Consider the following 13,330-nt stretch of genomic DNA (forward strand, 5'->3'; position numbering starts at 1 on the left):
CCCCGGGCCCGATGGACCCGGGGGCCGAACGCGCCTGCGTTACTGCTTGTTGGCGGGCAACTTCGACAGTCCCTCGTCGATGGAATCGAGTGCGAGGAGGGCGGTCTGGTAGGTGGCCGCCAGAGCGTGCTTGACGGGCACGACGTTGCCTGCCTGGACGGCGGGCAGCGACTTCCACAGCGGGGAGTCCATCAGGGCCTGCAGTTCGGGGCTGACCTGGCCGTCGGGGCCGACGCCGTAGACGATGACGTCGACGTTGCCGAGGCTGGCCGCGATCTGCTCGGTCGACACGAACTCACCGTGGACGTCCGCGGGATCGGCAGGCTGACCGGGGAATTGGAGCCCGAGGTCGTCGAACAGGTTGGTGGTGTAGGACGACGTGAACTCACGGTAGAACTCGCCCGGGTCCCCGGCACAGCTGTCGCAGACACCGCCGAACGTCAGCGTGCCGAGCGAATCCTTGTACTTCGCGGCGATCTGCCCGGCCTTGTCGTCGTACTGCTGCTTGAACTCGCCGTAGTTGTCGGAGACACCGGCGGCGTCGGCGAACTGCTCGCCGAGCGTGCGCCACTCTCCGGGAGCCTTCGGTCCGAGGAAGACGACCGGGGCGAGCGACTGGAGCTTGGCCATGTCGACCATCGACTGTGCACGGGCGGGGACGCCCATGATGATCAGGTCGGGGTCCGCGGCGGACACACCCTCGTAGTCGAGGGTCGAAATGTCCGCGTCCTGGGCGACCTTCGGCAACGCGTCGTACGCCGCCTTCGTCTCGGCGTCCATGTTGTCGACCTCGCGGGTCCACTCGCACACCGCGGACAGGTTCGCCTTCGCCTGGATCAGCGGAAGGACCGCGTACCCGCAGGCGACGATGCTCTGCGGCTCGGCCGGGATCTCGATCGCGCCGTTCTGCGCCTCGAACGTCCGCTTCTCGGAGCTCGCGGCCGCCGAGGAGGTGGCGCCGGAGTCGCTGCCGGCGCTGTCGTCGGAGCTGCTACAGCCCACGACTCCGACGGCCAAGATTGCCGTCGCACCCAAAACCACCGCCTGGCGCAACCGCGACAGTTCCTTTAACTGCATGACCCACTCCGCATCTCGAATTGCCGGACAGTTGCCCGGGCTCGGTTGGTTAGGCTATCCGAAGCAGCCATCCTCGCCAATACCTACGATTTACCCACTCTTGGTCATTGGAACTCGAGCTCGAATTCGTCGATCTCCGACTGATCCAATTCGCCCAGAGTCAGATCCGACGGCGTGTACCCGCCCGCGGTCTCCAGACCGGCGTGCCCGGCGAGCGCCGTCAGCGCGGCCACCCAGCCCTCGGCCAGTTCGGTGACGAGGGCCTCCGACAGGACGGCCGGGCTGTACCCCCAGGTGGCGCGCAGCACCGGTCCGTCGTCCGACTCCTCCGTCAGCGCACCGATCTCCAGCGCGTGACTGACCGGCATGGCCACGTCGGTGGCCCCACCGAGCGCGGCCCCTTCCGGCGCCGTCGACCAGTCTCCGCCGTCGGTCTCACCGAGCGTGAAGCGCCCGAGGTAGTTGAATCCGATCTCGGGCGGCACCGAATCCGCCTCCCCCGCACTCCCACCCGGGTGCAGATACTTCAACATGCCGAATCCGATTCCGCTGTCCGGTATCTCGCGCAGCTGTTCCTTGATCAGTTTGAGGGCGGCACCGGCCGCGGCGCCGCCGGCGTACGCATCGCCCAGATCGATGCCCTGCGCGTCGAGGAGCACCGGGTACAGGGTGGTGAACCAGCCGACGGTGCGGGCGAGATCCGCACCGGGAACGGCCTGCTCCTCACGTCCGTGGCCCTCGAGGTCCACCGGGACGGCGCCGCCGCCGTGCCGGGCTGCGGTCAACGCGAGCGCGGTGAGCAGCACGTCGTCGACCTTCGCGTGGAAGCGTTCCGGCACCGTCGTCAGCAGGGCCTCGGTCACCGAAGACGGTACCTCCACCTGGATCCGCGCGGTGGCGTCGATGGTGTCGCGCCGCGGATCGAGCGGGCCGGAGGCGAGCCGGACCCGGTGCGCGCCGTCCGCGGTCGCGCGCTGCCACAGCGGCCGCTCCCCGTCGCGGTCCGCGGCCTGCTCGGCGAGCCCCGTCGACCACAGCCGGAACGGCGTGCCCGCCCTCGAAATCGGGTCCCCCGCACAGGCCGCCGCGAGGTCCGGCACCAGGATGCGCCACGACACCCCGTCCACCACCAGATGGTGGATCACCATCAGGACCCGGCCGCCGGCGCCGCCGCCCGCGTCGAAGAACACCACCCGGACCATGACCCCGGCCCCGGGATCGAGGGCCGCGTAGGCACGTTCGGTGGCCTCCGCGACGACGCGGTCCTGCTCGGCGGACCCGAGACCGGCGATGTCCACCCGCGAGACGACGTCCGCGGCCCGGACGGCGCCGGCCGGGGGCACGTCGAACTCCGTACCGTCGAACCGGGCCCGCAGCATGTCGTGGATGTCGAGCACCCGCTGCACCGCGGCCTCGAGCGCCTCCGCCGTCAGGCCTGCCGGTGCGGTCAGCAGCCGGGACTGCGCGAACCGCGTGTACGGGCCGCCCCGCTCGATCAGGTCGTGCACGATCGGGGTGGCCGGAATCCGGCCCGCCGCCGACGCTTCCAGCGCGGCCTCGTCCACCTCGGCCGCGTCGATCTCCAGCACCCGCACCAGTCCGGCGACGGTCTTGTGCTCGAACACGTCCCGCGCGGTGAACCGCAATCCGGCGTCCCGCGCCTTCGACACCAGCTGGATCGAGACAATGCTGTCGCCGCCGAGCACGAAGAAGTCGTCGTCGGGCCCGACCCTGTCCAGCCGCAGGATCTCCGCGACGACCGCGCACAGCCGGCGCTCGAGATCCGTGGCGGCCTCCCGCGACGTGCCGAGCGCCGAGAAGTCCGGCGCGGGCAGCGCCTTCCGGTCGACCTTGCCGTTCGGGGTCACCGGCAGGCTGTCGAGCAGGACGGTCGCGGCGGGCACCATGTAGTCGGGCAGCGCGGCCGCGACGTGCGCGCGCAACGCCTCCGCGTCGAGGTCGCGCCCCACCGCGTACGCCACGAGGCGTTTGCGGCCGGGATCGTCCTCCCTGGCCACGACCACGGCCGCGTCCACCCCCGGATGCCGGGCCAGGACCTGCTCGATCTCACCGAGTTCGACGCGGAATCCGCGGATCTTCACCTGGTCGTCGGCGCGGCCCAGGTACTCGAGCGTCCGGTCCGCGGACCATCGCACCAGATCCCCGGTCCGGTAGAGGCGTTCACCCGGGCCGCCGTACGGATCGGCCACGTAGCGCGAGGCACTCAGGCCCGGACGCCGGAGGTAACCGCGGGTCACGCCCGGTCCCCCGACGTACAGTTCGCCCGGCACACCGGGCGGCACCGCCCGCAGTCGCCGATCCAGGACGTACGCGCGGCCCCCGACGACGGGGGTGCCGATCGTCGGCCGGGCGCCGGGGAGGATGTCCGCGACGGCGGCGTCGACGGTGGCCTCGGTGGGCCCGTACATGTTCCGCGACCGGATGCCGTCGGCCGCCGCGTCGCCGAGCGCCGCCCACAGGTCTGCGGGTACGGCTTCGCCGCCGACGGCGAGCACGGTGGGACGGTGGTGGGCGGCGTCGATCAGCCCGTCCGCGAGGAGTTCGCTCATCAGCAGCGGCACGCAGTCCACCGCGTCGATGCGGTGGCGCCGCACGTAGTCGACGATGCCCGCCGAGTCCGCGAGCAGCTCCGACTCCAGGAGGTGGAGGGTGTGACCACCGAGCATCGACAGCAGCGGATCGACCGACGAGTCGAAGGCCAGTGAATACGTGAGCAACACACGCAGCCGCTCGGCCGACGCGTCCCCGACGGTGCGTTCGCGCTGTGTGGCAAGCAGTGCCGCGACACCGCGGTGCGGGACGACGACACCCTTGGGCTGTCCGGTCGAACCCGAGGTGTAGATGAGGTACGCGGCATTGTCGGCGGTCGTGGTGCCGTGGCGTTCGTGCGGCGCGATCGGTGTGTCGGCCGCGTCGCTCGCCGACCACGCGTCGAATGTCGCCTGATCCAGCACGAGAGCGGGTGTCGCGTCGGCGCGCATGTACGCGAGGCGGTCGGCCGGGTACTCGGGGTCGAGAGGCAGATAGGCGCCGCCCGCCTTCCAGACGGCCAGGATCGAGACGATCACCGGGATCCCGCGGGGCAGCATCAGCGCGACCACGGACTCCGGTCCGACGCCGCCGTCGATCAGGTGCCGTGCGATCCGGTTGGCCCGCGCATCCAGTTCCGCGAACGTCAGTTCCCGGTCCCCGCCGACCAGGGCGGGCGCGTCGGGTGTGCGGTCCACCTGTCGGGCGAACAGCACGTCGAGGGTGACGGCGTCAATGTTCGTGACGGCGGCGCCGTCGATATCCGTGACGGCGGCGCCGTCGATGTCCACGCCGCCCCGGCGCAGCCACGACCGCTCCTGCCCGGACAGCAGTTCCACCGCCGACACCCGGACATCCGGGTCCGCGGCGAGCGCCTCGAACACGCGGACGGTGCGCGCGGCGAGAGCGTCGGCGGTCGCGGCGTCGAACAGGTCGCGGGCGTAATCGACACGGACGCGCATCGATCCGTCCGGTTCGTCGATCACGTCGAAGGTCAGGTCGAACATCGCCGTGTCGTTCGAAACGAACGACACCTCCGGCGAGAACTCCTCGAACAGGCTGATCGGTGGCGGCGCCTGGTGCTGCACGAGCACCTGGAACAGCGGGTGCCGGGCGGCGCTGCGCTCCGGGTTGAGGGCCTCCACCAGCCGGTCGAACGACACGTCCTGATGCGCGTACGCCGCGAGGTCCGTCGCCCGGACGCGGCCGAGCAACTCGGCGAGCGTCGGGTCGCCGGACAGGTCGGTGCGCAGGACCACCATGTTGACGAAGAACCCGACCAGTTCGTCGAGTTCCGTGCTCGGCCTGCCCGCGGTGGGGGTTCCGATCGGAATGTCCTCGCCCGCACCACTACCCGACAACGCGACCGCGACGGCGGTGTGCACGAGCATGAACATCGTCGCGCCCGCGTCGCGGGCGCGGGCCCGCAGCGCCGTGACGGTGTCGAGCGAGAGGGTGTGCTCGACGTGTGCGCCCTCGAACGTCGCGACCGGGGCGCGGCTCCGGTCGACGGGCAGTGTCAGCTCCTCGGGCAGCCCGGCGAGCCGTTCGCTCCAGTAGCCGATCTGCCGGGCGGACAGGCTGTCCGGGTCGTCCGGGTCGCCGAGCAGGTCGCGCTGCCACACCGCGAAGTCGGCGTACTGGACCGGCAGCGGTGCGGGCCGGACGGTGCGGCGTCCGGTGCGCGCCTCGTACGCCGCACCCAGGTCACGCAACAGGATCGGTGTGGACAGTTCGTCGCTCGCGATGTGGTGCACGAGCAGCAGCAGCACCGATTCCTCCGGCGACACGCCGAACAGTCGCAGCAGGATCGGGATCTCGGTCTCGAGGTCGAAGCCGTGCCGGGCGGCTGCCACGAGCCTGCCGTCGAGTTCCGCGGCCGTCACGTTCTCCACGACCAGCGGCGGCGGGACGTCGGCCAGCACGCGCTGGCAGCCCACGCCGTCGACGTCGGTCAGGACGGTGCGCAGCGTCTCGTGCCGGGCGAGGACGTCGGCGAGTGCGCCGCGCAGGGCGGTGTCGTCGACGGTGCCGTGCAACCGCATCGTCACCGGCACGTTGTACGTGGGACTCGGCCCCTCCAACCGGAACTGGAACCACAGCCGCTGCTGCCCGAACGACAGCGGCATCGTCTCGGTGCGCGCGACCGGGACCAGCGGCGGGCGGCCCGGTCCGGCCGCGTCGCGGGCACACTGTGCCGCCATCGCCACGACGGTCGGGTTGTCGAAGACGGTGCGGATGCTCAGTTCGACACCGAGCCGGTCCCGTGCCCGCGCGATGACCTTCGCCGCGGACAGCGAATGCCCGCCGAGCAGGAAGAAGTCGTCGTCGATGCCGACGGACGGCAGACCGAGCACGCCGGCGACGATGTCGCACAGTCCGGCCTCGAGGTCGGTGGACGGCGGCCGGGACGTGACCAGCGATCCGAAGTCGGGGTCCGGCAGCGCCTTACGGTCCAGTTTGCCGTTGGACGTGAGCGGCAGCGCATCGAGGACGGTGAACGCGGACGGCACCATGTACGCCGGCAGCCACTGCCCGACCTGCGCCCGCGCCGCCGCGACGTCGAATGCCGCGGCGTCCGCGGCGTCGTCGATCAGCAGATACGCGACGAGCTGCGACACTCCGCTGCCGTCGGTGCGGGCCACTGCGACGGCGCGCGTCACCCCCGGCAGCCGGGTCAGCGCGGATTCGACCTCGCCGAGTTCCACCCGGAATCCGCGAATCTTCACCTGGTTGTCGCCGCGTCCGCGGTACACGATCTGCGCGGAGCCCCCGTCCGCGTCGGGTGCCCACCGGACGATGTCGCCGGTGCGGTACATGCGGGGCTCCCCACCGGGGAACGGGTTCGCGACGAACCGGCCCGCCGTGAGTCCGGGGGCGCCGAGGTAGCCGCGCACGACGCCCGGACCGGTGACGTAGAGTTCGCCGTCCACCCCGGGCGGGACCGGGGCGAGGCTGTGGTCGAGCACGTAGGCGCGGAGATTGGCGACGGGCCGCCCGATCACCGGGGTCGCGCTGTCGGCGACGGCGGCGACGAGAACGTCGACGGTGCCCTCGGTGGGCCCGTAGAAGTTGAATGCCTCGCCGTGCCTGTTGCGCAGTTGCTCCCACAGCCGGTCCGTGACTGCGTCGCCGCCGAATCCGACCGTCGGCACGCTGCCTGCGGGGAACAGGTCGGCGTCGATCACCTGCTCGAGCTGCGACGGCGACAGTTCCACGAAGTCCCAGCCCTCGGCCAGGGCGAGGAGGGCGAGCTGATCCGGATCGCGTTGGGTCACTTCGTCGACGATGCGCAGGGAGTGCCCGCCCAGCATCCACAGGTGCGGGCCCCAGGACGCGTCGAACGAGAACGACCACACGTGACCGACGCGCAGCCGGGACTTCCCCGCCGCCGCGCACGCCCGGGAGAAGACGTGGTGGCGGTGACTGTGGAACAGGTTGACCGCACCGCGATGCGGCACCTCCACGCCCTTCGGCCGCCCGGTGGAACCGGAGGTGTGGATGATGTAGGCGGTTTCGAGGTCGTGTATCCGGCGTCCCCGTTCGAGGTCGGACAGACGGTGCCCCGGAAGCGCGGCCAGCGTCGCGCCGAGGGTTGCGTCGTCGAGCACCACCGGTTCGGGCAGACCTGCCGCCGCGGCGATCTCGGCGATGCGCACTGTGGCGTCGCCGGCGGTGAGGATGCATCCCGGCTCCGTCTCGGCGAGAACGTGACCGAGGCGTTCGGCCGGATGGTCGGGGTCGAGGGGAATGCAGGTCGCGCCGGCCTCGAGTGCCGCGAACAGCGCCACGATCGTGTCGACCGACCGGGGCAGCGCGACGGCTACCCGGCGATGCTCTCCCAGCCCGTGCGACAGCAGGTGCCGGGCCAGCCGGCCGACCCGCGCCTCCAGTTCGCCGTACGTGAGCGTGGTGTTCGCGTCGACGACCGCGGGGGCGTCCGGGTCGCGGTCCACGACGGCGTGGAACAGGTCGACGAGGGTCAGTCCCGGCGGAACCGGCAGGTCGGAGGCGTTCCACTCGTGCAGTACCCGCCGCAGTTCCGCGTCGGAGAGGATCGGGAGCCGGGCGAGGAGAATTGCGGGCCCGGCGCCGTCCGGCAGGTCCGCCACCGCCGCGACGAGCCGCTGCAGGCGGTCGGCGTGCAGATCGAGGTCGGCCGCGGTGAACGTGTCGGCGTCGGCGTCGACCCACACCTCGAGACCGCCGACGGCGTCGAGCGGCCGCACCGTCACCATGAAGTCCTGCAGCGGCCCGCGCGCCACCGAGTGCACCCCACCGCGAATGTCGCCGAACAGCAGCCGATCTCCGAACGGTTTGACGTTGATCGACGGTCCGATCACCCCGCGGGACCCGGCGGGGAGCCGCAGGTCACGCTGAATGTCCTCGCCGCGGTACCGGTAGTGGGACCGGCACTCGGCCACTGCCGAGCGGACGTCGCCGATCAGATCGCCGAGTGTGTGTGCGGCCGTCGGCTGCAGCCGGAGCGGAACGACGTTCACCGCGGACATGGGCACGCCCATCGACGCGCTGCCGAGGCGGTTCATCACCGGGAAGCCGATCGTGAGGTCGGAGCGGCCGGTGGCGGCGCGCAGATAGGCGCCGACGGTCGCGGTGACCACGTCACCCCAACTGGCGGAGACCGCCTTGCCGACGGCGCTGAGACCCCGCTGCTGGTCGGCGGTGAGCGTCCATCGCACGGCGCGCGACCGGCGGGCGATCCCGCCGGACACGTCGTCCTCGCTCTCCCCGCCGAGGAGGACGGCCTCGTCGACGTCGGACAGGTAGCCGGACCAGAATTCGCGGTCGGTGAGGAACTCCGGGGTGTCCCGGTAGTCGAGTTCTTCCTGCACGACCGGCGCGACCGGGGTGAACTTCGACGCGGGCACGTCGTCGCCGCGCAGGTCCGCGGTGTAGCGTTCGGCGATCCGCCGGGAGAAGAGGCCGAAGCCGTAGGCGTCGATCACCAGGTGGTGGACGCAGAGATACACGACCACCCAGTCGTCGGCGAGGACGAGCAGTGCGGCACGCACACACGGGTCGGTGAGCGGATCGATGACGCCGGCGACGTCGTCGGCCATCCATTGCTGCGCGGCGGCCCACGGGTCATCGGAGTGGCTCAGATCGACGCGCACGGGTTCGGCGAGCGGGCGGGCTCCCGGATACTGGAACACGGTTCCGTCGGCTTCCACGCCGAAACCGGCGGTGAGAACCTCCGCGTCGTCGGCGGCACCGCGCACGGCGCGGGCAGCGGCGGCCAGGTCGACGGATCCACGCAGTTCGATGCATTCCGCCGTGTTGAACACGGGGTTGTCCGGGGTCAACTGCTGGGCGAACCATACGCCCGACTGGGCGCGCGTCAAGGGCACTGCGGCGGTCGACATGAATTGACATCCTCTTCTCGGTGACGAATTCAACTGTCCGAATGGACATCACGGCCTGCAAAGCGAGCGCCGGGCGAATAGGAACAATACCAAAGGTTAGCCTTACCGTATAAGGTCTGGGTCGCGGTGCCCCCACCGCACCGAGTGTCCGAGTTGTCCGTAATCGAGAGGTGATCACACATGGAATCGACGGCCGTTGCCGAGTCCGCAGAGACTTCGGCGGATCTTCCGCCGGGCGCGCCGTTCGTCCTCTCCCGCCCGCACGGCACCGTGATCGCCGACGGCATCCGCACCGGTTTCGACTCCGCCCGTGACGCCGCCGCGGCCCTGAAGAGCGGCGCCGTCACCTCGGTGGCCGGCGCGCTCGCCTTCGACCCGTCGCATCCGGCCGCGCTGGTCGCACCGCAGACGCTGCGACATCACCCGGGAAGCTGGACTCCTCGCCTGCAGACGCTTCCGCACGTGCGCCCCGGCGTGTCGGTACCGCCCGAGGACGAGCACCTCGCCCGCGTCGCCGCCGCAATTCACGTGCTGCGCGAACCCGAGGCGGCACTGCACAAGGTGGTGCTCGCCCGATCGGTCGTCCTGCACGCCGAAGAACCGCTGCACCCGCACACGCTGCTCGCCCGGCTCGTCGCAAACGACCTCGGCGGCAACGGCTTCAGCGTCGATCTCGGCGCCGCGGGCCCCGGCTGGTCCGGTCGGCACCTCGTCGGCTCGAGCCCGGAGGTCCTCATCTGCCGCCGCGGCGACACCGTGACCTGCCATCCGCTCGCCGGCTCGGCGCCCCGGCACGCTGACCCCGAGATCGACCGTAAGACAGCGGAGAACCTCGCCTCCTCGGAGAAGAACCTGCGTGAGCACGCCCTCGTCGTCGATGCGCTGCGCGCGAGCCTCGAACCGTTCTGCACCGAACTCGACATCCCCGACCGGCCCACCCTCACCAGCACACCGCAACTGTGGCACCTCGGCACACCCGTGGCGGGACGGCTGCGGGACCGCTCCGTGACCGCGCTGGATCTGGCCGTCGCCGTGCACCCGACACCCGCCGTGTGCGGTACCCCCACCGACGCCGCGCGTGCGCTGATCGGCGAACTCGAGGGCGACCGCGGTTTCTACGCCGGCGCCGTGGGCTGGGCCGACGCCGACGGTGACGGCGAATGGATGGTCACCATCCGGTGCGCGCAGATCGACGCCGACGGCACCACCGTCACGGCGTACGCGGGCGGCGGCATCGTCGCCGCGTCCGAGCCGGACGACGAACTCGCCGAGACCACAACCAAACTGGGCACCGTCCTCGCGGCACTGGGACTTCCCCGATGAGCGGCACCACACTCGTCGTCGGGGCGGCCCAGGGCATCGGGCGGGCCACCGCCGCCACCCTGTCGCGGTCCGGTCACCGCCTGGTACTGCTCGATCGGGACGCCGACGGCCTCGCCGCCACCGCCGCACTGCTCGACACCCCGCCGCTCGACACCGCCGTCACCGACATCCGCGACGCCGCCGCGGTAACGGACACGGTCCGTCGGGTCGAGGACGAGCACGGTCCCATCACGGCACTCGCCCACGTGGCGGGTGTGCTCGAGACCGGGTCGGTGCTCGACGCCGATCCCGCGAGCTGGCAGCGCGTGTTCGACGTCAACGTCACCGGCCTCGTCAACGTGCTGCGGGCCGTCGGTACCGGAATGCGGGACCGGGCAGCCGGTTCCATCGTCGTGGTCGGCTCCAACGCCGCCGGCGTCCCCCGCACCGGGATGGGCGCGTACGGCGCGTCCAAGGCCGCCGTCGCGATGATCGTCCGGGTGCTCGGCCTCGAACTCGCCGAATACGGGATCCGCGCCAACATCGTCGCCCCCGGCTCGACGGACACCGCGATGCAGCGGTCCCTGTGGTCGGACCCCGCCGACGACAGCGGGGCGCGCGGCGCGATCGACGGCGACCTGAGCTCGTTCAAGGTCGGCATCCCGCTGGGCCGCATCGCCGACGCCGCCGACATCGCGGACTCGGTCGAGTTCCTCCTGTCGGACCGGGCGCGGCACATCACCATGCAGGCGCTCTACGTCGACGGCGGCGCTACCCTCCAAGCCTGACGGCCCCGAACAGCCATGCCCGTGAAAGGACTTTCGATGACCACGAGCGTTCGCGCTCCCCTGGAGACCACCACCGGCTATCCCGCCGAACTCGTCGCACGCTACCGTGCCGCCGGGTACTGGACGGACGAGACGTTCCAGCAGTTCCTGGGCGCCCGCGCCGAGCGATTCGGGGACGCGATCGCCGTGACCGGACCGGACGCGTCCGGAACCGACCGCGCTCTCACCTACCGGGAACTGTCCGACCGCGCCGACCGGCTCGCCGCCGGACTGCAGTCGTCGGGGGTGCAACCCGGCGACCGGGTGGTGGTGCAACTGCCGAACATCGTCGAGTACGTCGAGGTGATCTTCGCGGTCTTCCGGCTCGGAGCCCTGCCGGTGTTCGCGTTGCCCGCGCACCGCTCGCAGGAGATCTCCTACTTCTGCAGTTTCGCCGACGCCGCAGCCTACGTCGTCACCGACACGCACGGCGGTTTCGACTACCGCACACTCGCCCGCGACGTGGTGGCCTCGGCGGAGAACCCACCGAAAGTCTTCGTGGCCGGCGACGCGGAGGAGTTCACCTCCCTCGACGAACTGCGATCGGCGGAACCGATCTCGGACGAACCGGCGGCAGATCCGGAATCCGTGGCGTTCCTGCAGCTCTCCGGCGGAACCACCGGGGTGTCGAAGCTGATCCCGCGCACCCACACCGACTATCTGTACTCGGTGCGTGAGTCGGACCGCATCTGCGGCATCGACGAGAACACCCGCCTGCTGGTCGTTCTCCCCGCGGCGCACAACTTCCCGATGAGCTCCCCGGGAATCCTCGGCGTGCTGCACGCCGGCGGTCGTGTGGTGCTCGCCCCGGATCCGAGCCCCGACACCGCGTTCGCGCTCATCGAGCGGGAGGGCGTCACGATCGCGTCGCTGGTGCCGCCGCTCGCGTTGGCGTGGCTGTCCGCCGCCGCCCGCACGGAACGGGACATCTCGAGCCTCGAGGTGCTGCAGGTCGGCGGCGCCAAGTTCAGCGCCGAGGCCGCCAAGCGGGTGCGTCCCGAACTCGGGTGCACCCTGCAGCAGGTCTTCGGGATGGCCGAGGGCCTGGTCAACTACACCCGGCTCGACGACCCGGAAGACACGATCGTCACCACCCAGGGCAGGCCGATCAGCCCCGACGACGAGGTGCGCGTCGTCGACGACCACGGCGAACCCGTCCCCAGCGGCACGTCCGGTCATCTGCTCACCCGCGGCCCGTACACCATCCGCGGGTACTACCGGGCCCCCGAACACAATTCGACGGCGTTCACCGAGGACGGCTTCTACCGCACCGGCGACATCGTCCGCCTCACCGACGACGGCTACCTCGTCGTCGAGGGCCGCGCGAAGGACCAGATCAACCGCGGCGGCGAGAAGGTGGCCGCGGAAGAGGTCGAGAACCATCTGCTCGCCCACCCGGCCGTCGCCGACGTCGCGGTCGTGTCGATGCCCGACCAGTACCTCGGCGAACGCAGTTGCGCGTTCGTCGTCGTCCAGGGCGAGCAGCCGAAGGCCGTCGAACTCAAGAAGTTCGTCCGCGGCCGCGGACTCGCCGACTACAAGGTGCCCGACAAGGTGGTGTTCGTCGACGAGTTCCCGGTCACCGGCGTCGGCAAGATCAGCAAGTCGGAACTGCGCCGGGCACTGGAGAAGACGTTCGTCACGTCGTGACGTCGGCTACCACCAACCCGAGTGACGCCGGCACGGATTCGTCGAGGGTTTTCGCGCACCGTGGAATGGCGAGCGCCTCGGAGGCGTTGGCGATGAGTATGAGCGATCAACCAGAACTCAGCCCCGAGGGGTGGGTACGTGACCAGACCGAGAAGATCCTGGAACAGGGTACGACCGACGGCGTCCAGGTGTTGGACCGTCCGATCGTCCTGTTCACCACCACCGGGGCGAAGTCCGGCAAGAAGCGCTACGTCCCGTTGATGCGGGTCGAGGAAAACGGCAGGTACGCGATGGTTGCGTCCAAGGGCGGCGCACCCGGCCACCCGTCGTGGTACTTCAATGTGAAGGCGCACCCGCAGATCTCGGTGCAGGACGGGGCGACGGTTCGCGACCTCACCGCGCGTGAGATCGACGGCGCCGAGCGCGAGCACTGGTGGGAGCTGGCGGTGGCCGCTTTTCCGCCGTATGCGGAGTACCAGACCAAGACCGAACGACGGATCCCGGTCTTCGTGCTCGAGTGACCTGCCGTCGCAGCTGAAG

6 protein-coding genes are annotated in these 13,330 nt (G+C 70.8%); 4 read left to right on the forward strand and 2 right to left on the reverse strand.

All coding sequences use genetic code 11. The annotated features are described in order from the left end of the window. Window positions 1-39 precede the first annotated feature (39 nt). Both ACFTZB_RS33985 and ACFTZB_RS33990 read right to left on the reverse strand, forming a co-directional pair. A complete protein-coding gene (locus ACFTZB_RS33985; RefSeq protein WP_378438462.1) occupies window positions 40-1,077 on the reverse strand; it encodes an ABC transporter substrate-binding protein in 1,038 nt (345 codons plus the stop codon). A gap of 104 nt (window positions 1,078-1,181) precedes the next feature. Then, window positions 1,182-9,011: an amino acid adenylation domain-containing protein gene (locus ACFTZB_RS33990; RefSeq protein ID WP_378438464.1), complete on the reverse strand. Its 7,830-nt coding sequence runs from the start codon at window positions 9,009-9,011 to the stop codon at window positions 1,182-1,184. A gap of 180 nt (window positions 9,012-9,191) precedes the next feature. On the opposite strand from ACFTZB_RS33990, the gene ACFTZB_RS33995 reads away from it, so the two are divergent. The 4 genes from ACFTZB_RS33995 (at window position 9,192) to ACFTZB_RS34010 (ending at window position 13,311) form a co-directional block, all read left to right on the forward strand. After that, complete coding sequence (locus ACFTZB_RS33995; protein ID WP_378438466.1) at window positions 9,192-10,334, forward strand: isochorismate synthase MenF; 1,143 nt, start codon at window positions 9,192-9,194, stop codon at window positions 10,332-10,334. Further along, on the forward strand, window positions 10,331-11,101 hold the full coding sequence (locus ACFTZB_RS34000; protein WP_378438468.1) for an SDR family oxidoreductase: 771 nt from the start codon (window positions 10,331-10,333) through the stop codon (window positions 11,099-11,101). The genes ACFTZB_RS33995 and ACFTZB_RS34000 overlap by 4 nt, the downstream gene beginning before the upstream one ends. Before the next feature lie 36 nt (window positions 11,102-11,137). Then, a complete protein-coding gene (locus tag ACFTZB_RS34005; protein ID WP_378438470.1) occupies window positions 11,138-12,790 on the forward strand; it encodes a (2,3-dihydroxybenzoyl)adenylate synthase in 1,653 nt (550 codons plus the stop codon). Window positions 12,791-12,888: 98 nt separating this feature from the next. Further along, window positions 12,889-13,311: a nitroreductase family deazaflavin-dependent oxidoreductase gene (locus ACFTZB_RS34010; RefSeq protein ID WP_328286597.1), complete on the forward strand. Its 423-nt coding sequence runs from the start codon at window positions 12,889-12,891 to the stop codon at window positions 13,309-13,311. The last annotated feature ends 19 nt before the right edge of the window (window positions 13,312-13,330 follow it).

Source organism: Rhodococcus sp. NPDC057014, from assembly GCF_042673295.1.
Classification (GTDB): Bacteria; Actinomycetota; Actinomycetes; order Mycobacteriales; family Mycobacteriaceae; genus Rhodococcus_F.

Excerpts from the sequence above, each read along its gene's own strand:
- ACFTZB_RS33990 (WP_378438464.1), bottom strand. The coding sequence starts at position 9,011 with ATGTCGACCGCCGCAGTGCCCTTGACGCGCGCCCAGTCGGGCGTATGG.
- ACFTZB_RS33995 (WP_378438466.1), top strand. The coding sequence starts at position 9,192 with ATGGAATCGACGGCCGTTGCCGAGTCCGCAGAGACTTCGGCGGATCTT.
- ACFTZB_RS34000 (WP_378438468.1), top strand. The coding sequence starts at position 10,331 with ATGAGCGGCACCACACTCGTCGTCGGGGCGGCCCAGGGCATCGGGCGG.
- ACFTZB_RS34005 (WP_378438470.1), top strand. The coding sequence starts at position 11,138 with ATGACCACGAGCGTTCGCGCTCCCCTGGAGACCACCACCGGCTATCCC.
- ACFTZB_RS33985 (WP_378438462.1), bottom strand. The coding sequence starts at position 1,077 with ATGCAGTTAAAGGAACTGTCGCGGTTGCGCCAGGCGGTGGTTTTGGGT.
- ACFTZB_RS34010 (WP_328286597.1), top strand. The coding sequence starts at position 12,889 with ATGAGCGATCAACCAGAACTCAGCCCCGAGGGGTGGGTACGTGACCAG.